Genomic DNA, 24,686 nt, shown 5'->3' on the forward strand with positions numbered 1-24,686 from the left:
CAACCGCGATCAGAAGGGCCGCCAGGGCCGGCCCAAACAGACCAGCAAGGTTGAAACTCAGCGAAATAAGGGCATTGGCCGACGGTAGATCCTCCCTGGCCACCAGGTCAGGAGGCAAGGCCATCAGAGCGGGATTAAAGAAGCCTTCAACAATCCCAAAGATCAGGCTCTCCAGGACTAAGTGCCAGAGCTGCAAATAGCCGGCGATCCCCAGGATCGTGATTGAGAGGAGTACCAGCCCACGGAGACCATCTGACCACAGGACAATCGCCCGCCGCGCCAGCCGATCCGCCATCACCCCACCGATCAGGACAAAGGCAAGATTGGGAATGAGCCTGGCCATCAGCACCAGCCCCATAGCCGTGGCCGAATGCGTCATGAGCAGCACCTGCCAGGAGAGGGCTAGCGAGAAGAGGCTGTTGCCCAGATTAGAGATAGTCTGGCCTGTCCACAAGAAGGCGAATTGACGACTGCGTAAGGCCCGAAGAAAGGTCAGTCGCTCACCAACGATCTTCACCCAGCATTTGAGCCGTTCCAGTCCAGCCTTAGCCATGCCCCGGCCTCCATGGACTGCAGCCGCTTTTCTTCCTCCCTCGTAACCAAAGCCAGGCAGCCTCTCCGTCCGTCCAGTATCGACAGCACATACACCCTCCAAGAAACTCCTTCCGCCTTTCCAGTGAGGAGGATGGAGAAAGTAGCGAAACTCTCATTCTGACTGGTCAATATGCTCTGTATTGTAGCTTATTTTAATTACATAGTCAATTATGACAATGAAATCATCATCTAATGCCATCATAACAGGCAAATTTTAGATGGGAAGAGCAATAATCCGGCAGCCGGAGGAGATCAGGGCGGCACGCCAGTCGGCCAAAAAGAGGCTCTCCCCGCAGCAAGCGAGCAGGAGAGCCTCAGCCGCTCAGATTCAGGGGCGAGCGGGGTGTCGCTCGCCCGGTGCTGCTCGTCAGAATCCGTCTGGCGGATGCCGCACGCCGCTAGCCGAGCAGGCTAAACGGATTCTGGAGCAGGCGCTTGACTTCTTGCAGGAAGCGAGCCACCGTTGCCCCGTAGAGGATGCGATGATCCGCCGAGACGGTGACATGCATCATATCGCGCAAGACCGGCTGATCGTTGATGGGGACGAAAGTGCGGCGCACCGAGGCCACTGCCATGATGGCCGCCTCCGGCGGATTAATCACGGCGATGAACTCGCTGACGTCAAGCATGCCCATATTCGAAATTGAGAAGGTACCGCCCGAGAGGTCCGTTGGGGTCAGCTTCCCGGCGTGGGCCTTCTCGATCAAAGCGCGAGCCTCGCGCGCGATGACGCGCACCCCCTTGAGATTCGCGTCTCGGATGACCGGCACCACCAGTCCGTTGGGAATATCGACAGCGATTCCGATGTTGATGGCCTGGTGACGCACGAACTGACCATCGCGATAGGAGCTGTTGACCTCGGGGAATTTCTCCAGGGCCAGGGCACAGGCCTTGATGATGAGATCATTGATCGAGACTTTGACCCCACCTTCGCCGGCACTCTCGTTGAGCTGCCGGCGCAGCGCCAGGGCGTCAGTCATATCGATCTCGGTGCTGACATAGAAATGGGGGATCGTCTGCTTCGACTCGCTCAGGCGCCGCGCGATGGTAGCCTGCATGCGCGACAAGGGCACCAACTCTTCGGCTGGGGCCATACCGACCTCGGCTCCCGCAGCGGCTGGGGCCGGAACCGTCGGCGTCGCCGGAGCGGCCTCAGCGGGGGTCGGGGCCGAAGCTGCCGCGGCCGCCGTCCGCTGGCTTTCAAGGAAAGCCTCGATATCATCGCGCACAATGCGCCCACCGGGACCAGAGCCACGAATCTGGCGCAGGTCAATATTGTGTTCTTCCGCCAGGCGCCGCGCCAGGGGCGATGCTTTAATGACTCGATCCCCGTTTTCATGGCCAACAGGCGCTGCCGCCGAGGGCGCCTCAACAGGAGCCACAGCCCGCTGCCGCGACTGCGCCGGCTCCTGGGATCCTCCTGCACCTGCTCCACCCCCTGCCATCGAGGCCGCAGGCGCTGTTTGCTGAGCTGGGCGAGCTGCACCAGCCCTGCCAGTAGCACTTCCCTGATCGGAGGCAGCCGCCCCGCTTCCGATCACAGCAATCACCTGCCCAATTGGAGCACTTTCTCCCTCCTGCACCACGATCTTCTCTAGCACACCGCTCTCGTAGGCTTGCAGCTCCATCGTCGCCTTATCGGTCTCGATCTCAGCAAGCACCTCCCCACGCTCAACCCGATCGCCCGGCTTCTTCAGCCAACGAACAATCGTCCCCTCCTGCATCGTATCGCTGAGCCGGGGCATAGTCACCTCAGGCATAGACGATCCTCCTCTTGCGAATGGCCAGGCGATCGACCGCCTCCACCAACTGCCGTGCGCTCGGCAAAGCCGCCTGCTCCAGCGGCTTCGAATAGGGGAGCGGCACCTCGGCACCGGCAACACGCTGAATGGGCGCATCCAGATAATCGAAGGCTTCCTCCTGGATAGTGGCCACCAGCTCGGCCCCAACCCCATACGAGCGCCAGTCCTCCTCAAAAACGATGGCGCGATTGGTCTTCTTGACCGAATTGACGATCGTCTCACGATCGAGAGGGCGCAGAGAACGCACGTCTACCACCTCGACGCTGAGCTGGCGCTCCTGCTCCAGCCGGCGGGCCACATCCAGCGCGACTACCGCCATCCGCGAGTAACTGATAATCGTCAGATCGTGGCCCTCCTTCATCACCTGGGCCTTCCCAAAGGGAACCATATAATCCCCTTCAGGCACCTCGCCGCGCGTATTGTAGAGGGCCAGATTCTCCAGGAAGAGCACCGGATTATCGTCTCGGACGGCGGTCCGCAGTAGGCCACGAGCATCAGCAGGAGTAGAAGGCGCCACCACCTTCAGGCCGGGCACATGGGCGAACCAGACTTCCAGGTTCTGAGAGTGGGTTGCCGAAAGCTGCTGGCCTCCTCCACCAGGGGTGCGAATAACCAGAGGGACGGGACACTGGCCACCGAACATGTAGTAGATCTTGGCCGCATGGTTGACGATCTCATCCATCGCCAGCGCGATGAAATTGATGGTCATAATCTCCACGATCGGACGCAGCCCCAGCATGGCGGCCCCGACCGCCAGCCCCACAAAGCCGTTCTCGCAGATGGGCGTATCGACGACGCGCTTCGGGCCGAATTCCTGCAGCAAGCCAGCGGTAATCTTGTAAGAGCCTTCGAAGCGTCCAATCTCCTCGCCGATGAGAAAGACATTCTCATCGCGCAGCAGCTCCTCGCGCAGCGTATCGTGCAGTGCCTGGCGATAGGTCATCTCGGCCATAGTCAGCGTCCTCCCTCACCGGCATAGACGAAGTCATACAGCTCTTCTACTGAAGGAAGCTCGCTCTCCTCGGCAAAGCGCACAGCCTCCTCAACCTCTTGCTGGGCCCGTCCCTCCAACTCCTGGCGTGTGGCATCATCCATTAAGCCAGCATCCTTGAGGCGGGCAGCATAGAGCTGAATCGGGTCGCGCTCGCGCCAGCGCTGGACCTCGTCCTCGGGGCGATAGCGATCGGGGTCAACCACCGAGTGGCCGCGGAAACGATAGCTGACAGCCTCGATCAGGCTCGGCTCGTGCTCCTCGCGGGCGATGCGAGCCGCGGTGCGCACGGCCTCCAGGACCGCCAGGACATCTGTGCCATCCACACGCTCGCTGCGCATGTCATAGGCGCAGGCTTTGCGATAAAGGTCGGGCACCGCAGACCCCTGATCGACGCGCGTGCCCATACCGTACTGGTTATTGACAATGAGGAAAACCACCGGGAGCCGATAGAGCTTGGCCAGATTGAGCGATTCATGGAAGGGGCCCCCATTGGTAGTGCCGTCGCCCATCTGACAGGCCACGATCTCGCGCGAGCCGCGGTAAGCCAGAGCAAAAGCAGCTCCTACCGCCAGGGGCAACTGGCCTCCAACAATGCCATAGCCGCCCATGAAGCGCCGCTTCAGATCGAAGAGGTGCATCGAGCCTCCCCGGCCAAGAGAGCAGCCTGTCTTTTTGCCGAACAGCTCGGCCATGACGACGGCAGGGGAGATCCCCCGGCAGATGGCGTAGCCGTGCTCACGGTAGTTGGTATAAACGTAGTCGTCAGGCTCTAAGCCGGCGCAAAAGCCGACCACGGTCGCCTCTTCGCCGAGATTGAGGTGGCAGTAGCCGCCGATACGAGCGCGGGTGTACATCTCGCCGGCTTTCTCCTCAAAATAGCGAATGAGGACCATCTGGTAGTAGTAGTTGAGCAGAGTTTCGCGGTCTGTGCCTGCGAGCAGCGAAGCAGGGGAGCGGGGGTCAGTCGGCCCGGCCCCCTGCGCGGCTGCCTTACGTTGCTGTCTGGTCTCCATAGGTACACTACTTCTTCTTTCTGGCTAATCGACACTGCATCAACAAGATGAGGTTGATCGTTCTCCGTCCGATTGTCCGTTCGTTCTGGCGAGCCGGAACAGGGAAGAAAGAGCAGAGGGCAAAGCCAGCCTTGTGCCACCGGCCTGGCGTCGTTTCTATCAGGCCGGCACGTAGCTAGAAACCAGGAGGGGCTGGCTCAGCCGGCGCCACCATTTGCGGGGCAGCACAGCGAGGGCAGCACTCTGGCGGTTCCTCACCAGGGGCGACCTCGCCGCACACGGGACAGGTCCAGCGAGTCGCCACCTCTCTGACCAGATCAGCGCGGCTCACGATCCCCACAAGCTGTCCTCCCCTCAGCACCGGCAACCGTCGAATACGCCGATTGACGAGCAGGTGAGCGACATCCTCCAGATCGGTCTCTTCGCTGACGCTGATCAGGCCACGGGTCATGATCTCCCGCACGAGGCGGCCCTGACGCGCCAAGACATCATGCTCAGTGACCAGGCCGGTGATCATCCCCTCTTCATTGACCACAGGCAGCCCACTGATCCGATAGAGCGCCATCAAGGCTGCGGCCTGCTGTCTTGTCTGGTCCTCGCGGACCGTCACCACCCGTGTGGTCATGACATCTTTGACTTTTCTCATCGCCTGTTATCTCCTCTGAGCTTCCAGTCTGCAGGAGCCAAGCTGCTCCGTACAGGAGCCAAGCGCTCCCTACCGGCAGACAAGGTCACTCACCCTCTCGCAGGCGATGCACTTCTTCTCTGATTCCCTCGCAGCAGTACTGCTCTGCTTTCTACGTCTGAAGTGGTCAGGACCTGTCGCTGTGATACCTGCTCTGCTCGTCGCCATCTGGCAGCCAGCCTGCCTCTGGCGCTCTCTTGTTCGCGGCCATGCCCCACCGCACGCGAACCGAACCCGGGGAGCCAGCGACAAGCCTGTCTCCTGGCAACCTCCCAGCACAAATGTAGCTGTTTGCTCACCGCCTCTCTGGCTGCCTGAAGCGCTCGTTAGCCAGCTAACGGCCCGCTCGCCCGCCTCTGGCGCACACTGCCCCTCAGCGACCAGGAAGGGGAAGAGGGAACGATCGTTCTGCTGGCGCTACGTCAGGCTTCTTGTTTTGTATATAGGACACGCTCGTCAGAATCAGCTGTCTCTCCAGCAGGTGCCTACCCGGCTAATCTCCTTGCCTACAGACAGAGGCGGCGTTCCTTTTTATCTTATCACGCTCTCTCCGCTTTGGCGAGGGCTGAACGATCAAGCGAGCGGAGGGAAGCGAAACCGCTCAAGGCCAGGGTGAGATCGAGGTCAGCCAGGATATTCTGAAGGACCTCGCGCACACCAGCCTCACCGCCCAGGGCCAGGCCCCAGATATAGGGGCGCCCCAACAAGACGGCCCGCGCCCCGAGCGCCAGGGCTTTGACAACATCGGCCCCTTGACGAATGCCGCTATCAAAGAGAACAGGAACCTGTCCAGCCACGGCCTCCACAACCCCTGGTAAAGCCTCCAGAGCAGCAATGGCTCCCGCAACCTGACGCCCACCGTGGTTCGAGACGATCAGTCCATCGACACCACACTCTAAGGCCCGGCGAGCATCATCAGGATGGAGAATCCCTTTTAGCAGCACGGGCAAACCTGTATGTTGGCGTAGAAATGCCAGATCTTCCCATTGGAGCGTTAGATGTCCAAAACTGGAGACATACTTTTGAATAGCGGGGAAGGGATTCTCTTCGGGAGGCTGCGGCAAATCTCGGCGAAAGACAGGATCACTGAAATAATTGGCTAACCCTTGGGCCTGCAAAAACGGCAGGTAGGCCCGCTGCAGATCGCGAGGACGCCAGCCGATCAGGCGGGTGTCGAGGGTGACTACGATGGCCCCGTAGCCGGCGCGCTCAGCTCGCTGGACAAGGCTGGCACAAAGGTCAGCGTCGGCAGGCCAATAGAGCTGAAACCAGCGCGGAGCAGTGCCTGCTGCCTGAGCTACCTCCTCCAGCGTATACGAGGAGACTGTGCTCAGGACAAAAGGGATACCCAGCGAAGCGGCAGCCCGCGCCACGGCTAACTCGGCGTCAGGATGAACGATCGACTGAACCCCGATCGGAGCCAGCAACAACGGGGCCGGAAGGCGCAGTCCCAGAAGCTCGACACTGAGATCGCGCCGGGCAATATTGCCCAGCATGCGCGGGACGATCGACCAGCGCTGAAAGGCCGCCAGGTTGGCCTGCATAGTATCTTCAGCGCCGGCCCCCCCAGCCACGTAGTCATAGGCTTCGGGGCTTAGGCGCTCTCTAGCACGCCGCTCCAGTTCCTGGGCGTCCAGCGGTAGAGCCGGAAGCTGCCCCTGTAGCCCCGCCATGTAGATTTGAAACTGGCGTTCGCTGCCATAGGGCGGCGATACATGTCCGCCCTCTTGGGGAGTCTCTGACATCGTGACTCTGTCCTTTCCTTCCCTGGGAATTGCTGCAAGGCCGTTTCTTCTTCATTGTACCATGTCAGGCTCTGCTGTTGAAAGCAGCAAAGAGGATGAACAAGGAGGCGCTGCGAGGAGAAGAGAAGGCATACTCACCTCGACCGAGGCGGACCGCGCCCCGGGCTGGCCTCTCCGGAGGCTGGTCCGGAAATCAGTGTTGGGCTAGCAGATCAATTTCAAAGTAGCACTGGGCCCGCTCAAGACAGTGGCAGCCGGCACGCACGGGCAAGGCCGTTAATTCGGCCAGTAACGCCTCAACCAGCAGGCAGAGACGAGGACGAGCAGGGATCAAGGCGGCCAGTGGGCAGCTAGCGGCGCGGATATGCACTTGCTGGGCAGAACAACCTTCCTGCTCGGCGGCAGTCTCCAGCTCGGCCAGGGCTCCCAACTCGTTGAGCAGCGCGATGGCTCCCCGCACGCGACTGAGCGGCTCAGCCAGCTCCCCATCCTCCTGAGTAAGCCAGCTCCGGGCCAGACGCTGGCCAAGATCGCGCAGCAGCTGCTCAAAGTCCGCCGCCGAGAGCCGCTCCGCCAGCAGGTCCAGAAGCGCGCCGAGAACGGGCAGGTAGGCCCGAGGGAAGAGGCGATCGGCAGCCGGCGCCAGCTCGTAAACATAGGCTGGCTTACCTTGAAGGCTACGCCGCTGCCCCTGTTGGCGCACAAGACCGTCGCGTTCTAGCGCCAGCAGATGAGCGCGTACTGCATTATCAGTCAGTCCCAACGCTTTGGCCAGTTCTTCAACCGTTGCCCCTCCTCGAGAAAGTAAAGCCACAATACGCCCGCGCGTGCTTTTGAAAAAGCGCCCGTGAGCCTGATCTGGAGCCATGAGCGTTTTACTCTCCATCCAAGAGAACCATCAGCGGTTGCTTTGTTCCAGTCTAGCAGAGAGGTTACAGAAAGTCAAGAAAGTCAAAGGATTTCTTGACTTTCTGCCTGGTGTATGGTATATCAGGAACAGGGAGAGTTCAAGAGGCTGTCCGATGCGCTATCCGACGAATCGGGCAGATTGTTTCACCAAAGCACAACGGTCTGCTTTCTGCCGATGCCTGTCTGCTCACTCACGCAGAGGAGTGAGGAGCCAGAGACAGAGGGGCGATGGCGAGCCAGGCCAGCCGGTCGAGGCCAGAGCAGCGCACCACGCTGACGTGGTCAGGGGTCTTTTCGCGGCCCCGGTCGGCCCGGTCAGCCATTGCCCCTGCTTTTCTGTGAGGAGAGCTGGGGAGAGCCACCAAGAGCGTTTTGGCGGGTTGCTACCGCACGAGGGTTCTTCACCTCCCGAGAGGCGAGGGCAGGAAAGCAGGCAAGTTAGCGGCCTCAGTGATGCGCGACAGACAAAGGAGAGCACCATGAGCGACACAACCCATGAGCCAGCCCCCCCACCAACGAGTGTCTGGCAGTCTTTTGCTGACCGCTACGGCGACAGCCTGCAGGCGCTGGCGCGAGCGCTGACCGGTGGCACCCAGAAGCCACCTCGCTTTTTGAAAAGCCTGCTCAGCGGCACCTTCGGGGGTCATCCACTGCATCCGGCCATCACCGATCTGCCGATCGGCGCCTGGACTCTAACCGCCATTCTAGATATCGTCTGGCTGGTCGCGCCGGTCAACAATAGCTGGGCCGCGCGCGGAGCCTTCGTCGGAGTCATCGTCGGTCTGATCGCCGCTCTCGGGGCGCTGATCACCGGCCTGGCTGACTGGAGCGATACCTACGGTGCCGAGCGAACGGTTGGCTTCTACCACGGCTTGCTCAACACAGCGGCCTTTCTCCTCTACCTGGTCTCATTTATCTTGCGCCTGTTCTCTCCCGCCAACGAAAGCATCGCCGCCGCCGTGCTTGGCTTCATCGGCTTCGTGGCAATTCTGATAGCGGGATATCTGGGCGGGGATATGGTTTTTGCCAGGGGCACTAACGTCAACCATACCGCCTGGGAGGCCGCCGGCGAGGATTTTGAGCCGGTGCTGCCTGCCAGCGACGTGGATGAGGGGCGCCTCTATCGCGTGACGGTGGCAGGCGTGCCAGTGGTGCTACTGCGCCGCGGCGAGCAGTACTACGCAATTTCGGCCACCTGCTCGCACGCAGGGGGACCGCTGGATGAGGGGAGCCTCGACGGCGATGTGGTCGAATGCCCCTGGCACGGTTCGCGTTTCTGCCTGCGCGATGGGCGGGTTCTAACGGGGCCGGCGACTGTGGCGGCTCCGCGCTACGCGGTACGTGTTCGCAATGGCCATGTTGAGCTACGCCGCCTGGGAGGCCATTGAGCATATTGTGTTGGCGTAGGAAAGGGATGAGGGGCAAAGGATAGGGACGAGTCTCCTCTGGTTGAGGACCTCCCCAGCCCGGCCGGAGGCGGCCAGCCAGGCGAAGGATAACCAACGCTTCTGCTCATCTAGCAAAGGACCCGAGGGAGCTATCCCTCGGGTCCCACTTGCTTCTGGCGGTCAGATAAGCAGACAACTACCACTGATCCGACCGGCCTCACGATGCGGCAGTTGCGGGCGTGTTGAGCAACTCGTCCAGCGTATTCTTCTTGACACGATAGACCTCACGCTTGCCCTTGTGCGGCAAGGTAATGGCCTGCAGTGCGCCGGTCTTGATCCAGCGACGCACCGTGGTGTCATCAACACGGAGGCGCTTCGCTACCTCGCTGACAGTGAGCAGCTCAGTCGTATACTCTTCTCGAGAATCGCGCTCGCGATCCACAACTGCACTTTCCCGACGAGCCATAGGTTTCCCTCTCCTCTCTACTGAATTCGAGTGGATTACAGTCCCAGGCAGTTCGCCTGGAGCGTTCTATCATTTCCAGCTAATATGAGTAAAACACTCCTCTATTAAGAGGAACTGTGAATTAGCTGAAATTTCGCTGAGAATTTGGAACTCCCGATCTGCCCGTCCCGCCAGGGAAGCGGCTCAGTTGACCCGAAATGGAAGAGACAGAACCTCAGCAGCTTCCCCGCTTTGGGCCGGGAAATTGAGACTTTTCACTTCTCCGATTTTATAATAGCACATTTCCAATCTATTATCCAATCCACTGGTAATAACAACCGGGAAGTCGAAGAATCTTCCCGGCCAGCGAACAGCCATATCAGGGAGAGAGAGGGGGGCAGTGGGCTAAGAGCGAGAGAGAGGAGCAGCCAGCGTGATCAGCCCAGTGAAGGGAGGAGAAGCGGCACAGGCTGGCAGTCCAGAAGGGTCAGCGAAACGATGGCCTGGCTGGGCGGTCAGATAGCTCGCACTCGACACTCGACGGACCACCCGGCACCTGTTGGCCAGCGCCTTTCTCGCTGAAGCCTGGCCGTCTTCGCGCTTCTGGCTGTCTGTCCCCGGCGCTCGCCCTGGCAAAGCCGCCCTCCGCCAGCAGCTCCCTGCTGGCATGCTTCGCCCCAGCATGCCAGAGTACTACCCGACTCTGGCCGGCAGATTGGGACCGGGTGCCCAGGCCACTGGCCCGCTTTGCCTACCATCCACTGACAGGATAGACGTTATGCAAGTATAGCGAACTGGTGTTCTATTGTCAAGGGTTTGTACGCTGTCTCGACCCAGTAAGCGCCATCCCTGCTGTCGCCTATGGGTAACGTCAGAGACGCCTGTTGCCGTTTTGCCCGCTTTAGCGGCCACGGGTCTCCCCGGCAGGCTCTCCCGCAAGCGCTCTCCTCGCCACTAGGCCGCCCCTCTAGATCAGAAGGGCGCCAGTCGCCAGACAGGTTCCGCCGCTCCACGCGGCCCATCTCGCAGCAAACAAAAAGAGCCAGCGGAGTCAGGGTAGGGCAGGACAGGACAGGGTAGGACAGGCCACAGGAGCGCCCCGCACAGGTCCCTTTACGGGGAGCCAGCCCTGGCCTGACCTCTGCTAGGGGGTTGGCTCATCCAGATTGACGACCACTGGCTCCTGGGCGTTGCGTACGATGACCCAGCGCGATTCCTCATCGCAAGGATTGATCTCCTGATGAGGAACAAATGGGGGAACATAGATGAAGTCCCCAGGCTCAACCTCCTGCTCGTACTCCAGCCGCTCCCCCCAGCGAATACGAGCGCGCCCCGACACCACGTAGATCACGGTCTCAAGCTCACCATGATGATGTTTCCCGCTGGCAACATGGGGAGCAACCACAGTAAGGCCAGCCCACAGCCCGCGTGACCCGGCAAGCTCACGTGAGACCGCCGCCAGACGGCTCATGCCTGGGGTTTGTGGCGTATTGGAATCGAATTGCTGCGGCTTAATAACGCGCACGCCGCCAGAGGGAGTAGCGGTCTGCCGCCTTTCCTGAAGCTCTTCTTCTTCACGCATGAGGTAGGCCCCCTTCTGTTCTTGCTCTTCTGATGAGGCGCCCGATTCTAGCACCTGAACAGCTCTAGCGTCAAGGGAGGCCAGCCTGGGCCAGGCCGTTCGTTCGCTTAGCTGAGAGGAGTGACCACAGCTGCGTAGCCTCCCCACCACTGGAGAAACTGCTCCCGACTGAGGACGCGGCGATTCCAGGCGGAGGAGTCGGCCAGATAGACCGAAGAGGCATCGCCGCCAAGCACCACAAGCAAGTGACCACCGGCATAGCGATCGGGGGGAAAGCTCACAATGACAGGTGCGCCACTATTGGCTACGGCCAGCAACTGCTCCAGCGTCCAATGCTCGCCCCACTGGGTGCGAAAGCCGAAGTGGGCCGCCGTAATGGCAATGCCCTCTGGAGAGAGCAGGCCCAGCTCGGGAGTGATTTGCCCGAGAGCCGCCTCGACGTGAAGCACGTCACTGATACGATAGTGCCGGCCATAGGCGTTGAAAACCTCCGTCATGGCCGCCGCCGAGCAGGCAGAGTAAGCCCACACCGCATACTCTTCCTGCGAGGAATATTGAGCGGGATCAAGCTGGGAGATACGTACAAGGTTGCGCGAGGCATTAAAGCCGTGCGGTAGGGTCTGCAGACCCAGGGTCTGATTTTGGCTGCTGCGAAAAAAGGTAAGGGCCGCATTCAGCGTCCACTGTCCGCCATCGGCCAGGGCGCTGGTCATGGAGAGCGCCAGCAAGAGCATCAGGAGCAAAATGAGCGAGAGGATCACGCGCCAGCGCCGATACCAGATTGGGGGAAGAGCCAGAGCCAGTCTAGACCTTTGCTCTCGACCTTCCCGGGTGTGGGGCACGGGAGAGCCTCCCCAAGGGGTCAATCTTCCTTGTTCGCCTGAAGGGAAGGCGAGCAGCGTGCTGGCCGGTCCATTACGCCGCGGCCAGCGCTGAAGCCAGCTTCCGCGACGCACAAGACCTGATCCCAGCACCAGCAGCAGCGCAAGCGCGAGCAGCGCAACAGGAACCACAGAGGAACCTCCCGGTACATCTTCTCCATAAGCACATCAACATTATTTACTAGCAGTATCCCGGGAGGTGAGGGCTTTCGTCAAATCGATCCCACAATGGTACCATATGAAGCGCACTGATACAGCATAGGGGAGGCAAGAAAAGCGACGCTGTCAGTATTCTGGGCGGGGCGGCTGGCGATCCGTCGCCCGGCAAGCCCCAGCCAGGACTATTGCACCAGCGGCGGCTCCTCGCGCGGATATTCCACCTGTGGCTCCTCGTACTGCGGCTGCGGGCGTCCGGCTGCCGGCTGAGTCTGCGAAGGAGACTGCCACGATGACTCAACTGGACGCGGCCCGCTCTGGGCCTGATAGCCCTGATGATAGCGCCTCTCGGCTTCTGTCGGCTGCCCATCGCTATAGGGGGCCTGGTAGCCGCCCATCGGACTCACTGGCGTCTGGGGTCTCTGCGGCGGCTGTTGCCAGATCCCTCCGCCCATCGGCCAGCCATGGCCCGCCCCCGGTCCCGGCTCAGCAAAGAGCACAGACAGGGCCCAGGCAAGCAGGGCAATGAAGAAGATGCTCAGCATAATGCCAAACATCGCGTTGCCCCATCCCCACCACCAGTGAGCCGGCCCCAGGAAAAACAAGGGGATAAACCACCAGAAAAACCAGCCCCGGTGGCGTCCGAAATGGTTTCGTCGGTACATCGTCGATCCTCTCTATCTATCAACAAGCGCATAAAAGGCTCAAATCGCATGCAATTGCGTCCTTTCCCTGCAGCTTCCGACCTTCACCGCACTCTTCACTCAGAAACAGAGTATAACAGATAGCTATCCCTGTCAAGGAAGAAGACTACGTTCTTCCTCTCACAGAGAAGAACGCAGGAAGGCCACACCGATCAAGAGGCCACCCCTCTATTTTTTTTCTTCAGCCAGACAGGCAGCTCAGCCGGGAACGGCCAGGCCGGTTCGAACCGGCCTGGCCAGCGCTCAGCTCAGTTCAGCCGGCTCAGCATTCGACAGATCAGAACAAATATTCTATAATCCCAGGTAAGAAGGAAGAAGTCCCGAGCGGCGCCAGCCAGGACAGGAGAGTCGGGGAAGCAGAGGAAAGAGGAAAGCGGAGGACGGCAGGCATGATCACCGTCTTCACCCGTCAAGGCAAACGGATCGAGATCCTCTCACAGAGCGAGCTGTGGCATCCGCGGCTAACTGGTGGCCGAGTGCGTGCCTTCTGCCCAATCCATGGCAGCGATCACCAGCGCTCGCTTTCGATCGATCCGGTCAGTGGTTGGGGCCGCTGCTTTAATGCCGCCTGCCAGGCCAACGTGCTGATCAGGGAATGGAATCCGCAGGCGGCCTATCATCTGCTCGGGACTGGCTCTAGCGGGGAGCTGGTCAGCCAGGAGGGGGCACCAGAGCGGAGCCCTGTTCCTCGCCTCTCAGCCCTGGCCCGTCAGAAAGAGGGAGCGAGTGCCCTCAACGTGCCCAGCCGCTGGCAGCAAGAAGAGCGGCGCCTGTTGGAAGCTCTGGAGCCAACCATGCAGGCGGCCCTGCAAGCCAGTGCCCAAGGGCGGGCCTACCTGGGAGAGCGAGCCATTCCCTTAGAGATCGCCCTCTCCTGCGGTGTTGGCCTCCTCACCCCGGCGATCATCGCTCACCTGCCGCGGGGCAAACAGCGGCGGCTCCTGCAGCGGTGGAGCGGGCGGCTGATCTTTCCTCTTCGGGCTGAGGGAACAAAGGGCTATATTGGGCGCACCCTCTGGGGCTGGCGTCCAGGAATGGATGAAAACGATCACAAGCAGCTCCTGGAGCGCCTGGGTCGTCCGCAGCGCTGGATCAAAACGAATCCTGCTGGCAGCTTCAGTCTGCCGTGGGACCAGCTTGCGTCTAAACTCATCCTGGTTGAGGGGACCTTCGACCGTTTGGCCCTGCTTTCCGCTGGTTTCCTCCCAGAGGAGGTTGTCGCCCTGGCCGGAACGGCTCTGCCTACTACCGGGCTGCCTCCCCATGTCCGCCATGTTCTCCTAGCCCTTGATGGTGACGAGGGAGGGCGTGAGGCCACAGCTCGCCTCAGTGCCCAACTGCGGGAGCAGGGACGGGCCGTAACCTGCTGCCTGATTCCGCGGGATGGGCGAGGCAAGGACTGGAACGAGCGCTGGCGTCTGGGCGCTCGTGCGGCTCTCGAGCCGCTGCTGGATAGCTACCGCCGTTTGTATTGACTTGCCCGCGCAAGCGGCATAGACTTACTTACAGCAAAACAAAGAATACTTACTCACCTGCGCGGGCCGACCTGTCTCCCTGCCTCGAAGGTCAAGGGCCCCGAAGCCCATCTGTTGGAAAGGAGCACGAGCCGATGACTACCTCGTTCAACGCCGAACAGCCTCTTTGGGAGCCTTCAGAGGAACAAAAACAGCAAGCCAACCTGACGCACTATATGCGCTGGCTTGCCGAGCAGCGAGGCAAGCGCTTCTCCTCTCGCCATGAACTGTGGGAGTGGTCGGTCACCGACCTTGAAGGCTTCTGGTCCTCGCTCTGGGACTACTTTCAGATTCAGGCCAGCCAGCCCTATACGCAAGTGCTGGCCAGTCGCAACATGCCCGGGGCCAGATGGTTTCCAGGGGCCGAGCTGAACTATGCCCAGCATGTTTTCCGCAATGCTACCACCGCTCACCCGGCCATCATCTTCCGCTCCGAGCGCGAAGGGTGGCGCACCCTCTCCTGGGCCGAGCTAGAGCAGGCGGTGGGAGCAGTGGCCCAGGGTCTGCGTCAGCTTGGCGTGAGGCGCGGCGATCGCGTCGTGGCCTATCTGCCCAATATTCCAGAGACCGTCATCGCTTTTCTGGCCTGTGCCAGCCTTGGCGCCATTTGGTCCAGCTGCTCCCCCGATTTTGGCACCAGCAGCGTCGTCGATCGCTTCAAACAGATTGAGCCGCGGGTCCTCTTTGCCGTCGACGGCTATCAATATAATGGGCGTCCCTTCGATCGAAGAGGGGTGCTGGCTGAGCTGCAGGCGGCCCTGCCCACGCTCGAACACACCGTCGTTATCCCTTACCTGCATTCCACCCCCGAGGAGGCCAGCGCCGGCCTCAGCAAGGTCATTCCCTGGAGCACCCTGCTCGCGCAACCAGCCCCACTTGCCTTCGAGCAGGTTCCCTTTGAGCACCCACTCTGGGTCCTCTACTCTTCCGGAACCACGGGGCTTCCCAAAGCGATTGTCCAGGGCCAGGGAGGAATCTTGCTGGAACACCTCAAGGTGCTCGCCCTCGAGAGCAACCTCAAACCTGGCGACCGCTTCTTCTGGTTCACCTCCACAGGCTGGATGATGTGGAATTTCCTGGTCAGTGGCCTGCTGGTGGGAGCCACTATCCTGCTCTACGATGGCGCCCCAGGCTATCCTGACCTGAACACCCTCTGGCGCTTCGCTCAGGACAGCGGCATGAACCTCTTCGGTACGAGCGCGGCCTACATCTCGAGCTGCATGAAGGCGGGTATTGAGCCAGGCCAGCAGTTCGACCTCAGCCAGCTTCGCTGCCTCGGCTCCACCGGCTCACCGCTTCCGCCAGAAGGCTTCCGTTGGGTCTACGAGCACGTGAAGCGCGACCTCTGGCTGGCCTCAGTCAGCGGGGGAACCGACGTTTGCTCGGCCTTTGTCGGCGGCTGCATCTTGCTCCCCGTCTATGCCGGAGAAATCCAGTGCCGGGCCCTGGGCGCCCGCGTCGAGGCTTTCGACGAGGAAGGGCGATCTTTGATCGACGAGGTTGGCGAACTAGTGGTCACGGCCCCTATGCCCTCGATGCCCCTCTTCTTCTGGAACGATCCCGATAACCGCCGCTACCGCGAAAGCTACTTTGAGATGTACCCCGGCGTCTGGCGCCATGGAGATTGGATCAGGATCACGCCGCGTGGCGGGGCGATCATCTATGGCCGCTCAGATTCAACGATCAATCGCCAGGGGATCCGCATGGGCAGCAGCGAGATTTATCGTGTGGTCGAGAGCTTCCCCGAGGTGCTCGATAGCCTGATCGTGGGCGTAGAGCGCCCCGGCGGCAGCTACTATTTGCCCCTCTTCGTTGTCTTGCGCGAGGGCGCCAGCCTCGATGAGGACCTGACGCGCCGCCTGAAAGAGGCCCTGCGCCGCGAGATCTCACCTCACCATGTGCCCGATGAGATCATCGCCATCCCCGAGGTGCCTCGCACGCTGAGTGGCAAGAAAATGGAGGTGCCGGTCAAGAAGCTGCTCCTGGGTATGCCTCTGGAGAAGGCCGCCAGCCCCGATGCGATGAGTAATCCCCAGGCCATCCAGTTTTTCATCGATTTCGCCCGTCAACTCCAGGCTCGCTCAGGCAGCTCGAACTAGGCAATCTATCCGCCAGTCAGCTCAACGGCTGCGCTTCATGGCCTCTATATAGATAGATTTACACTTATTATTTATTGGTGTCGGTTATAATAGAGGTGTAGCTGTGCCCAGCGCACAAGTGAAGCCAAGCCGAAGAGAGTGGGGCAGTCAGCGGCCAGCCTCAGCCTGGCGGCGGAGTCTAGCGCGGGCAAGGAGGCTGACTGGTAGAGAAGAGAGGAGGCGGGCAAGGAGCGGAGAGCAGTGGACGAGATGGCTAGAGAGCGCTCCGCGCTGTTGCCTTGACCTTGAGCGGCATGCTGCGCTGGAAGTCTGTGCAGCCTGGAAAGGGAAAGGAGCAACATGCAAGAGAAGCCCCGGTGGGTCAAGCCATCCTTCGAAGTGATTGCCGTGAGCCTTGAGTGCACCGCCTATGCTGGCACACTCCTTTTGTTTGAGCCCCGGTCGCAAGAGTGGCCCGGCAACGGCAAGGCCAGCGGAAAGAAAGCAGGCAGAGGGCGCTAACAGAGGGAGGGTGAGCCACAGAGGGAGGAGGCAGAGACTGGCAGGTCCTGCCTCCTCCCTCCTGGCTCCCTGGCCCGCTCTGGTCGGTGCTCTGACGGGTTTGGCCTGGATTGTGGGAAGTAAGGAGAGACCGGGCTTATGTTGGTGCGTCTGCTTGGTACGGCGGCGGGGGGAGGTTTCCCCCAGTGGAACTGCAACTGCCCTAACTGCCGGGGCCTACGCCGGGGACAGTTGAAAGCGAGGGCGCGCACACAATCGTGTGTGGCTGTGAGCGCCGATGGAGAACGTTGGTTCCTCCTCAATGCCTCTCCCGATCTTCGCATGCAGATCGCCGCCTTCCCTCCTCTCTGGCCACCTGCCTCTTGCAGGCGCGGGACCCCCATCGACGGGTTTCTGCTGACCGACGCCGATCTCGACCATACGCTCGGCCTCCTGCTCCTCCGGGAGCGCTCGCCTCTGACAGTCTATGCTCCTATGGCGGTCCAGCAAGCCTTGCGGCAGGGTCTGGCCCTTCCTCAATTGCTCGCTCGCTATTGTCCTGTCGAGTGGCACGAGCCAGCCAGAGAGCTTGCCCCGCTCCCGACCGCTACGGGCCAGGCCAGCGGCCTCCTTTACCAGGCCATTCCCCTGACGGGCAAGCCTCCACGCTATGCCAGGGAGATAGCTCACCCTTTGGCCAGTCCGCATTCCCGCGTCGCTTACTATCTTGTAGATGAGCGCACTGGTGGGCGTCTGCTTTTTCTACCGGGGCTGGCCCGGCGAGAAGAGCAATTGCTTCCTTACCTGAGAGCCAGTGAGGCCGTGCTTCTTGACGGCACCTTCTGGAGCGAGAATGAGCTACAGGAGCAGGGCCTGGCTCAGGAAACAGCCAGCGGTATGGGGCATCTTCCAATCGGCGGGCCGGAGGGCAGCCTGGCCTGGCTGGCAGATTTCCCTATTCCCTATCGCATCTATACCCATATCAACAATACCAATCCCATCCTGGCCGAGGACTCACCCCAGCATGCTGCCGTGCGCGCCGCCGGGATGACTGTTGGTTGGGATGGACTGGAACTCACGCTATGATTCGGATCGCCCACGCCTCGCGCGAAGCTGACGAGAGAGCAGGCGGGGTAGTACGAGCGAAGAGAGGAGCTATCATGAGCACAGCGTATGCTGAGCCTTGGGACCGCGAGACCTTCGTGGCCCGGCTACGAGCCGTGGGCATGACTCGCTATCATCATCTCCATCCTTTTCATCAGGCAATGAACCGGGGTGCCCTCACTCCCGAGCAGGTCCGCGCCTGGATCGTCAACCGCTTCTACTATCAACAGCATATCCCGATGAAGGATGCGGCCATCATCGCTAACTGTCCTCTTCCCGAAGTGCGCCGGCTCTGGCTCCACCGCATCAGCGATCACGACGGCGAGCGCGAGGGCGAGGGTGGCATTGCCGCCTGGCTCAGGTTGGCGGAAGCGAGCGGCCTCTCGCGCGAGGAGGTGCTCAGTGGGAGGCAGGTGCTCCCAGGTGTACGTTTTGCCGTCGAAGCCTACGTCACGTTCGCTCGCCAGCGGCCGTGGCCTCTGGCCATCGCCTCCTCCCTGACCGAGCTGTTCTCTCCCGACCTGATGAGTGAACGCCTGAGCGCCTTTGAACGCTACTATCCCTGGATCGCCCCAGAGGGGCTGGCCTATTTCCGCGCGCGCTTGCAGCAGGCACCGCGCGATGCGGCCCAGGCTCTAGAGCTAACTGTGCGCTATTGTACCACGCGCCAGCTCCAGGAAGAGGCTATCCAGGCCCTGGCCTTCAAATGCGATGTCCTCTGGAGCATGCTCGACGCGCTCCAGTTTGCCTATGGGCCTGTAGCCAACCAGTCCCCGCGGACTGCGGCCAGCGTCTCCCTCTCCTCTTCACAGGAAGGTCGACTATGAGCAAGCCCGGCGAAGGCAGCGCTCCCTTTCTCTACCAGCTACGTCCCCGTCTGCTCCCCAGGGCGCGGCTGGAGATCGATCGCCTCAGCCAGCAGCCTATTCTGCTTTATCCCGAGGGGGTCATGACCCTCAACGAAACGGCAGCAGCCATCCTGCAGCTCTGCAACGGTGAGTATACGCTGGCCGAAATTCTTCACGAGCTGGCCAGTCGCTACGAGGCCAGCCCTGAGCAGATGCAGCGCGATGTTTACGAATATCTCTGTTCGCTGCAGGACCAGCATCTCGTAGCTCTGCTCGAGTAGATCCAGGTCGGGGCCAGCCCTTCCCTATCCCGCCCTGGCCGCAGCTCAGGCACGGGCTGGCCCCTCAGACAGACACCATAGCCGGGGAGAACGATCACTCCTATGATGTTCGACGAGCAGCAACACACGCCTCGCACTGAGAGCGAAGCGGAGCAGACCGAGGCTGATCTTTCCCAGGCCTCCCTGGGGAGCAAGCTGCGTCCTTTCGGCTTGCTGGCGGAGCTGACCTATCGCTGTCCGCTGCATTGCCCCTACTGTTCGAATCCGACCGAGCTGCCTCACGATCAGGCCGAGGGCGAGCTGTCCACCGCCGAGTGGCAGCGGGCGATCAGTGAGGCGGCCTCCCTTGGAGTCTTGCATCTGCTCCTTTCGGGCGGCGAGCCGCTCTTGCGGCGCGACCTGCCCCTGCTGGTCGCCACAGCGCGGGCCTGCGGCCTCTATACCAATCTGCTCACCAGCGCCCTTGGCCTGACGCGGCGCCGTCTCCAAGAACTGCAGGAGGCCGGCCTGGATAGCATCCAGATTAGCTTTCAGGCCGATGAAGCTAGCCTGGCCGATGGCATCGCCGGCTGCCCCGGTGCTCACGAGCGCAAGCTAGAGGCCGCACGTCTGGTCAATGCCTCTGGCCTGCCTCTGACGGTCAACCTGGTCCTCCACCGCGGGAACATCGGGCGCCTGCCGCAGATGATCGCCCTGGCTGAACGGCTGGGCGCCCAGCGTCTGGAGCTGGCCAATACCCAATATCTGGGTTGGGCCTTCTGCAATAAGGCCGCTCTGCTTCCCACCAAAGCCCAGGTCCAGCAGGCCGAAAGGGACGTGCGCCAGGCCCAGGAGCGCCTGCGGGGACGCATGGAAGTTATCTACGTTCTGCCCGATTATTACGCCGACCGCCCTAAGCCCTGCATGTATGGCTGGGGCCGCCGCTACCTGACCATTACCCCCGATGGCACAGTGCTTCCCTGTCAGAACGCCCGCATCATTCCTCATCTGCCTTTCGACAATGTGCGCCAGCGCTCCCTGGCCTGGATCTGGAAGTACTCACCAGTCTTCGAACGCTTCCGGGGCCACCAGTGGATGCCTGAGCCTTGCCGCAGTTGCCCTCTGCGCGATCAGGACTTCGGCGGCTGTCGCTGCCAGGCCTTCCTGCTGACGGGCGATGCCGCCAACACAGACCCCGCCTGTAGCCTCTCTCCTCACCGCACTCGCCTGCTCAGCATCCTGGCCGACCTCGAGCAGGACCAGCCAGAGGCCGCTTCCAGGATCTCAGCTCCTTTTGCCCCCGACGGGCGACCTTTGATGCCCCTCCGCTTCCGTACCTCCCCACGCCGACAGAGCGGGGAATAAGCGGCGACCCTGGCGAGTTTTATTCTTATGCTGTAGCTGGCGAGCACCTGGCAAGGCGGTAAAGCTGCTAGACCGCCATCTGAGGAGTCGTTCAAGAGAGGAGGTAACCTCAAGTGATGGATGATGCGGAGATTCTCAATCGTATCAGCGAATTGGTAGATGAGGAACATCAACTGCTCAAGAAGGCAGAAGAAGAGGGCCTCACGGACGAGGAGCGCGGGCGCATGAAAGAGCTGGAGGTCCGCCTTGACCAATGCTGGGACCTGCTGCGCCAGCGGCGGGCCCGTCGTCACGCCCACCTCAATCCCGATGAGGCGCAGCCCCGCGATCCGCGGGTTGTCGAGCACTACCTGCAATAACATCGGCATCTGCTACCTTGACCTGCCTACTCCCAGAGAGGCAGCCCGACTGCCTCTCTGTCCTTTCTCTCTCCCCCATCCCCTCGCCCAATTGGTCCACTTCATATAATGCACTTAGAGGCTCTTTCTCTATTCCTTCTAGTAGCAAGGCAGAACAAGATCGATGCAAGTACATCAACGTCCTATTTTTCGCCAGCGCGCATTACACCATCATCTCTATGGGCGAGAAAAAGATATTCTTCCTCACTTTATGGCGCTGCCTGTGCCCTTGCTGCTCTGGCTGCTCTTTGGGCTGCTCTTCGGCGCAGCCGCACTAGCCTGGACGGCAGAGATTCCGACCTATACCGCCGGCCCGGGAGTCCTGCTAGACGCCAAAGCGGCCAACGCGCGCCTTCTGGAGGCGCATGGGACCCTGGCGCTGATCTTTCTCCCCTGGGAAGCGCGCCAGAGCTTGCGAGCAGGGCAGCCCGTCCAGATCAGCCTTCCGGCAGCCAATCTGAGGCTCAACAGCCACATCGCGCGGATCCTGCCGGGGGTCACCAGTCCTGCTACAGCCTGCAGCTACTACGCCGCTCATGCCTACCAGGGAACATCACCCGTTACGCGCCCCTCCGTAGCGGCTCTGGTCCCATTGGATCAGCCACTTTCAGCCGGCATCTACGCCGGGACAAGCCTGACGGCCCAGGTACAGATCGGGTCGACGCGCCTCATAAACTTGCTGCCGGGGATCGGGATGTTGTTGGGAGGGCAGGGAGCATGATGATGCACGACTATCGACAGCCAGGACAGGGTGGGAATAGCCAGGAAGTAACCCAGGATCGCGATTATGTAGACATCTTCGATCCACAAGAATATATCACTGCACGTCGACCGCTTAAGCGGCGACGTATCCGCCCGATCGTACTCCAGCAGGAAGCTGATTATGCCATCCGCCCCCATCTGCGCTTGCCAGCCAGGCTGAAGCCAGCAGCATCGGCAACAGGAGCGGCCCCTGCCATTCAGCAGCAGGCGAACGGCAATCGACAAGCGAGCGAAGCGGAGCCTGAGCCGTCCCGGCAACAGCAACAGGCTCGGCCAGCGGTCACGGAAGGCAAGAACGGGAAACGCCCAGGCAAGCGCTCCTGGTTTCTTCGAGGCTGGCGACGACGGCGCGTCCGCCCTCTCACGCAGATGAACGTCGTCGAATGCGGCTACGCCTGCCTGGCGATGATTCTCAACTACTATGGACGCCCAACCTCGGTCTCCGAGCTGCGCATGCGACATGGTCTGGGGCGCGACGGCCTCTCTGCCCTGAGCATCGTCAAAGCTGCCCGCAGCTACGGTCTGCGTACCCGAGCCATCTCGCTGCAGCGCACCGAGGACTTCCACGCCGTTCCCCTTCCGGCGGTGGTCCACTGGGAATTTAAACACTTTATCGTCGTCGAGCGCTGGACCCCGCGCTGGGTTGAAGTCATCGACCCAGCCTGGGGGCGCAAGCGACTCACCCCCGAAGAATTCGACGCCGGCTTCACCGGCATCGTCATCCTTTTCGAGCCAGGCGTACACTTCAGCACCGAAGGGAGCGCCCACCGCGTTACCCTCTGGATGCAGGTCAAGCAGTTCGCGCGCCAAACGAGTGGTACCTGGCTGCAGGTGCTGGGCGCCTCACTCTTTCTACAGCTTTTTGGCCTGCTCTTGCCGCTTCTCACCAAGATCGTCATTGACCAGATCCTGCCGGCCCACATGGTTGACATCATGGGCATCCTGGGCCTGGGACTGCTCCTGCTGCTGGCCGCCCAGGCCACAACAACCATTCTCCGCGAATGGTTGCTTGTCTACCTACGGGCCCGCGTCGATATTCAACTGGTGCTTGGCTTCTTTGAACATCTGCTGACCTTACCCTTCAGCTTCTTCCAGCAGCGTTCCAGCGGCGACCTCTTGCAGCGTCTGGGCAGCAACACCATCATCCGCGACACCCTCAGCAACCAGCTCATCTCAACCCTGCTTGACAGCGGCACGGTCATCGCCTACCTCTTCATCCTGCTCTGGCAATCGCCGATCTTCGCCCTCCTGACGCTTGGCCTGGGATTGTTGCAGGTGCTGGTTCTCCTGGGAACCCATCGCATCGTGCTGGACCTGGCCAGCCGCGATCTGGCCGCTCAGGGCAAAGCTCAGGGCTACCTGGCCGAAACGCTGGCCGGAATGGCTACCCTCAAGGCTGCCGGAGCCGAGCAGCGGGCCTTGGAACGCTGGTCAAATCTCTTCTATGAACGCCTGAATATCACCCTGCGTCTGAGCTACCTGCAGGCTGGTATCAACACTGCCATGACTATTCTGCGCGTCTTCTCGCCGATCGCCCTCCTGTGGATTGGGGCCTACCAGGTCCTCAATGGCCATCTCAGTGTTGGTACCATGCTGGCCCTCAATACGCTGGCCGGGGCCTTTCTGACCCCTGTGGCCTCCCTCGTCAGCAGCGGCCAGCAGTTCCAGATCCTTTACGCCCATCTGGAGCGCCTGACCGACGTCACCACGGCGGAGCCGGAGCAAGATATCGAGAAGGCACAGCTTCCCCCACGCCTCAGTGGACGGATCCATGTGCAGAACGTCAGCTTCCAATATGGGCCAGACTCACCTCGAGTGCTTAAAGGGATCAACATCAGCATCGAGCCGGGCCAGAAAATCGCTATCGTTGGCCGCACTGGCTCCGGCAAAAGCACGCTTGGAAAACTTTTGCTGGCTCTCTATACGCCGACCGAAGGTGAGATCTACTACGATGGCCTTCCTCTGAGCCAGCTCAACTATCAGGAGGTACGCCGCCAGTTCGGCGTCGTCCTGCAGGATAGCCAGATCTTCAGTGGCTCCATCCTACAGAATATCACCCTCAACGATCCTAACGTCCCCTACGAGCGGATCGTGAAAGCTGCCACCGCCGCGGCCATCCATGAGGACATCATGCGTATGCCTTTGGGCTACGATACGCCGGTGGCTGAGGGAGGCAGCGCGCTCTCAGGAGGCCAGCGCCAGCGCCTCTGCATCGCACGCGCTCTGGTCAACGATCCAGCAATCCTGCTGCTCGATGAGGCCACCAGCCATCTCGACGTGCTGACCGAGCAGCGCGTTTCCGAGAACCTGCGCGCTTACCCTTGCACACAGATTATCATCGCCCACCGCCTCAGCACGATCCGCGATGCCGACCTGATCCTGGTCATGCACGATGGCATGATTATCGAGCAGGGAACCCACGAGCAATTACTCCAGCAGAAGGGATATTACGCCCAACTCATGCGCCAGCAATTGGAGCAGGAGGAACGCCAGGCTCGCGCCAGCGCCCGCTAAGAGCGCGGCAGCGAACCTGGCCCTCGGCCAGCAGCCGACTCGCCATCTTCCCCCACCCCTCTGCGCTCATCCCTTCTTCATATCTACACTCTTCCTGTCTTCTTCCCATTCAAATGATATATTGAAACTTATGTATTTGGCACTATCCGTACAATGTACTTAGGCGTTCGGGTAACAAATACGCTTTGAACGTATTTTGCTCAGGCAGGGCAAGCCGGGCGTCGGAGGGCCACCTTGGGGGCGTCAGGTAGCGACCCGCCTGGGCAGCGTTATTCCAAAGCGTAGACGGGGTGCCCGAACGCACGACACCACAACACCAAAGGTACAAGAAAGGAAACGCACGCACATGAAGTTCGACATCGTTCGCGCATGGAAAGATGAAGCCTATCGCCAGAGCCTCAGCGAGGAGGAGCTCAGCCTGCTGCCTGAGAGCCCCATCGGTGA

22 protein-coding genes are annotated in these 24,686 nt (G+C 61.0%); 11 read left to right on the forward strand and 11 right to left on the reverse strand.

Annotated features, from left to right (window positions below; genetic code table 11):
- The 7 genes from ACFMO7_RS21425 to ACFMO7_RS21455 form a co-directional block, all read right to left on the reverse strand.
- On the reverse strand, positions 1-553 hold a 553-nt coding region (locus ACFMO7_RS21425; RefSeq protein WP_376797519.1), incomplete at its 3' end, for an MFS transporter.
- Between the two features lie 439 nt (positions 554-992).
- Complete coding sequence (locus ACFMO7_RS21430) at positions 993-2,354, reverse strand: dihydrolipoamide acetyltransferase family protein (protein ID WP_376797520.1); 1,362 nt, start codon at positions 2,352-2,354, stop codon at positions 993-995.
- Positions 2,347-3,348, reverse strand: coding sequence for an alpha-ketoacid dehydrogenase subunit beta (locus ACFMO7_RS21435; RefSeq protein WP_376797521.1), 1,002 nt, complete (start codon positions 3,346-3,348; stop codon positions 2,347-2,349). The genes ACFMO7_RS21430 and ACFMO7_RS21435 overlap by 8 nt, the downstream gene beginning before the upstream one ends.
- Positions 3,349-3,350: 2 nt before the next feature.
- On the reverse strand, positions 3,351-4,403 hold the full coding sequence (gene pdhA, locus ACFMO7_RS21440) for a pyruvate dehydrogenase (acetyl-transferring) E1 component subunit alpha (RefSeq protein ID WP_376797522.1): 1,053 nt from the start codon (positions 4,401-4,403) through the stop codon (positions 3,351-3,353).
- Between the two features lie 175 nt (positions 4,404-4,578).
- Complete coding sequence (locus ACFMO7_RS21445; protein WP_376797523.1) at positions 4,579-5,049, reverse strand: CBS domain-containing protein; 471 nt, start codon at positions 5,047-5,049, stop codon at positions 4,579-4,581.
- 578 nt (positions 5,050-5,627) lie between these two features.
- Complete coding sequence (locus ACFMO7_RS21450; RefSeq protein WP_376797524.1) at positions 5,628-6,833, reverse strand: alpha-hydroxy-acid oxidizing protein; 1,206 nt, start codon at positions 6,831-6,833, stop codon at positions 5,628-5,630.
- 193 nt (positions 6,834-7,026) lie between these two features.
- Positions 7,027-7,701, reverse strand: coding sequence for a helix-turn-helix transcriptional regulator (locus ACFMO7_RS21455; RefSeq protein WP_376797525.1), 675 nt, complete (start codon positions 7,699-7,701; stop codon positions 7,027-7,029).
- Positions 7,702-8,221: 520 nt separating this feature from the next.
- Between ACFMO7_RS21455 and ACFMO7_RS21460 the strand changes: the two genes are divergently transcribed.
- A complete protein-coding gene (locus ACFMO7_RS21460; RefSeq protein WP_376797526.1) occupies positions 8,222-9,130 on the forward strand; it encodes a Rieske 2Fe-2S domain-containing protein in 909 nt (302 codons plus the stop codon).
- Between the two features lie 217 nt (positions 9,131-9,347).
- On the opposite strand, the gene ACFMO7_RS21465 is transcribed toward ACFMO7_RS21460, so the two are convergent.
- From ACFMO7_RS21465 to ACFMO7_RS21480, 4 genes are all read right to left on the reverse strand, one after another.
- Positions 9,348-9,596: a helix-turn-helix domain-containing protein gene (locus ACFMO7_RS21465; RefSeq protein ID WP_112428347.1), complete on the reverse strand. Its 249-nt coding sequence runs from the start codon at positions 9,594-9,596 to the stop codon at positions 9,348-9,350.
- Positions 9,597-10,719: 1,123 nt separating this feature from the next.
- The gene (locus tag ACFMO7_RS21470) at positions 10,720-11,157 is read right to left on the reverse strand and encodes a cupin domain-containing protein (protein ID WP_376797527.1); all 438 of its coding nucleotides are present in this window, start codon (positions 11,155-11,157) and stop codon (positions 10,720-10,722) included.
- A 107-nt stretch (positions 11,158-11,264) separates the two neighbouring features.
- Positions 11,265-12,170 (reverse strand): cysteine peptidase family C39 domain-containing protein, encoded by a 906-nt coding sequence (locus tag ACFMO7_RS21475; RefSeq protein ID WP_376797528.1) that lies wholly within the window; start codon positions 12,168-12,170, stop codon positions 11,265-11,267.
- Positions 12,171-12,379: 209 nt separating this feature from the next.
- Positions 12,380-12,859, reverse strand: coding sequence for a hypothetical protein (locus tag ACFMO7_RS21480; RefSeq protein ID WP_376797529.1), 480 nt, complete (start codon positions 12,857-12,859; stop codon positions 12,380-12,382).
- Positions 12,860-13,287: 428 nt separating this feature from the next.
- On the opposite strand from ACFMO7_RS21480, the gene ACFMO7_RS21485 reads away from it, so the two are divergent.
- The 10 genes from ACFMO7_RS21485 to ACFMO7_RS21530 all read left to right on the forward strand — a co-directional run.
- Positions 13,288-14,373, forward strand: coding sequence for a toprim domain-containing protein (locus ACFMO7_RS21485; protein WP_376797530.1), 1,086 nt, complete (start codon positions 13,288-13,290; stop codon positions 14,371-14,373).
- Positions 14,374-14,507: 134 nt separating this feature from the next.
- Positions 14,508-16,511, forward strand: a complete 2,004-nt coding sequence (locus ACFMO7_RS21490) for an acetoacetate--CoA ligase (protein ID WP_376797531.1) — start codon at positions 14,508-14,510, stop codon at positions 16,509-16,511.
- Positions 16,512-17,150: 639 nt separating this feature from the next.
- The gene (gene pqqB / locus ACFMO7_RS21495; protein ID WP_376797532.1) at positions 17,151-18,077 is read left to right on the forward strand and encodes a pyrroloquinoline quinone biosynthesis protein PqqB; all 927 of its coding nucleotides are present in this window, start codon (positions 17,151-17,153) and stop codon (positions 18,075-18,077) included.
- Positions 18,078-18,151: 74 nt separating this feature from the next.
- Positions 18,152-18,922 carry a pyrroloquinoline-quinone synthase PqqC gene (gene pqqC, locus ACFMO7_RS21500; protein ID WP_376797533.1) on the forward strand — a complete coding sequence of 257 codons (771 nt, stop codon included), beginning with the start codon at positions 18,152-18,154 and terminating at the stop codon, positions 18,920-18,922.
- Entirely contained in the window at positions 18,919-19,224 is a 306-nt protein-coding gene (pqqD, locus tag ACFMO7_RS21505; protein WP_376797534.1) for a pyrroloquinoline quinone biosynthesis peptide chaperone PqqD, read from the forward strand. Before pqqC ends, pqqD begins: the two co-directional genes overlap by 4 nt.
- A gap of 102 nt (positions 19,225-19,326) precedes the next feature.
- On the forward strand, positions 19,327-20,568 hold the full coding sequence (gene pqqE / locus ACFMO7_RS21510; protein WP_376797535.1) for a pyrroloquinoline quinone biosynthesis protein PqqE: 1,242 nt from the start codon (positions 19,327-19,329) through the stop codon (positions 20,566-20,568).
- 116 nt (positions 20,569-20,684) lie between these two features.
- On the forward strand, positions 20,685-20,927 hold the full coding sequence (locus ACFMO7_RS21515; RefSeq protein ID WP_376797536.1) for a DUF2630 family protein: 243 nt from the start codon (positions 20,685-20,687) through the stop codon (positions 20,925-20,927).
- A gap of 163 nt (positions 20,928-21,090) precedes the next feature.
- Complete coding sequence (locus ACFMO7_RS21520) at positions 21,091-21,687, forward strand: hypothetical protein (protein ID WP_376797537.1); 597 nt, start codon at positions 21,091-21,093, stop codon at positions 21,685-21,687.
- Positions 21,684-24,242: a peptidase domain-containing ABC transporter gene (locus ACFMO7_RS21525; protein ID WP_376797538.1), complete on the forward strand. Its 2,559-nt coding sequence runs from the start codon at positions 21,684-21,686 to the stop codon at positions 24,240-24,242. Before ACFMO7_RS21520 ends, ACFMO7_RS21525 begins: the two co-directional genes overlap by 4 nt.
- Positions 24,243-24,588: 346 nt before the next feature.
- On the forward strand, positions 24,589-24,686 hold a 98-nt coding region (locus ACFMO7_RS21530; protein ID WP_376797539.1), incomplete at its 3' end, for a mersacidin/lichenicidin family type 2 lantibiotic.

This window comes from Thermogemmatispora sp., from assembly GCF_042408735.1.
Classification (GTDB): Bacteria; Chloroflexota; Ktedonobacteria; order Ktedonobacterales; family Ktedonobacteraceae; genus Thermogemmatispora.

What these genes read in the sequence shown, in the direction of transcription:
- ACFMO7_RS21455 (WP_376797525.1), bottom strand. Translation starts at nt 7,701, where the DNA reads ATGGCTCCAGATCAGGCTCACGGGCGCTTTTTCAAAAGCACGCGCGGG.
- ACFMO7_RS21435 (WP_376797521.1), bottom strand. Translation starts at nt 3,348, where the DNA reads ATGGCCGAGATGACCTATCGCCAGGCACTGCACGATACGCTGCGCGAG.
- ACFMO7_RS21485 (WP_376797530.1), top strand. Translation starts at nt 13,288, where the DNA reads ATGATCACCGTCTTCACCCGTCAAGGCAAACGGATCGAGATCCTCTCA.
- pdhA (WP_376797522.1), bottom strand. Translation starts at nt 4,403, where the DNA reads ATGGAGACCAGACAGCAACGTAAGGCAGCCGCGCAGGGGGCCGGGCCG.
- ACFMO7_RS21430 (WP_376797520.1), bottom strand. Translation starts at nt 2,354, where the DNA reads ATGCCTGAGGTGACTATGCCCCGGCTCAGCGATACGATGCAGGAGGGG.
- ACFMO7_RS21515 (WP_376797536.1), top strand. Translation starts at nt 20,685, where the DNA reads ATGGATGATGCGGAGATTCTCAATCGTATCAGCGAATTGGTAGATGAG.
- ACFMO7_RS21470 (WP_376797527.1), bottom strand. Translation starts at nt 11,157, where the DNA reads ATGCGTGAAGAAGAAGAGCTTCAGGAAAGGCGGCAGACCGCTACTCCC.
- pqqC (WP_376797533.1), top strand. Translation starts at nt 18,152, where the DNA reads ATGAGCACAGCGTATGCTGAGCCTTGGGACCGCGAGACCTTCGTGGCC.
- pqqD (WP_376797534.1), top strand. Translation starts at nt 18,919, where the DNA reads ATGAGCAAGCCCGGCGAAGGCAGCGCTCCCTTTCTCTACCAGCTACGT.
- pqqE (WP_376797535.1), top strand. Translation starts at nt 19,327, where the DNA reads ATGATGTTCGACGAGCAGCAACACACGCCTCGCACTGAGAGCGAAGCG.
- ACFMO7_RS21445 (WP_376797523.1), bottom strand. Translation starts at nt 5,049, where the DNA reads ATGAGAAAAGTCAAAGATGTCATGACCACACGGGTGGTGACGGTCCGC.
- ACFMO7_RS21465 (WP_112428347.1), bottom strand. Translation starts at nt 9,596, where the DNA reads ATGGCTCGTCGGGAAAGTGCAGTTGTGGATCGCGAGCGCGATTCTCGA.
- ACFMO7_RS21450 (WP_376797524.1), bottom strand. Translation starts at nt 6,833, where the DNA reads ATGTCAGAGACTCCCCAAGAGGGCGGACATGTATCGCCGCCCTATGGC.
- ACFMO7_RS21480 (WP_376797529.1), bottom strand. Translation starts at nt 12,859, where the DNA reads ATGTACCGACGAAACCATTTCGGACGCCACCGGGGCTGGTTTTTCTGG.
- ACFMO7_RS21525 (WP_376797538.1), top strand. Translation starts at nt 21,684, where the DNA reads ATGATGATGCACGACTATCGACAGCCAGGACAGGGTGGGAATAGCCAG.
- ACFMO7_RS21490 (WP_376797531.1), top strand. Translation starts at nt 14,508, where the DNA reads ATGACTACCTCGTTCAACGCCGAACAGCCTCTTTGGGAGCCTTCAGAG.
- ACFMO7_RS21460 (WP_376797526.1), top strand. Translation starts at nt 8,222, where the DNA reads ATGAGCGACACAACCCATGAGCCAGCCCCCCCACCAACGAGTGTCTGG.
- ACFMO7_RS21520 (WP_376797537.1), top strand. Translation starts at nt 21,091, where the DNA reads ATGCAAGTACATCAACGTCCTATTTTTCGCCAGCGCGCATTACACCAT.
- pqqB (WP_376797532.1), top strand. Translation starts at nt 17,151, where the DNA reads ATGTTGGTGCGTCTGCTTGGTACGGCGGCGGGGGGAGGTTTCCCCCAG.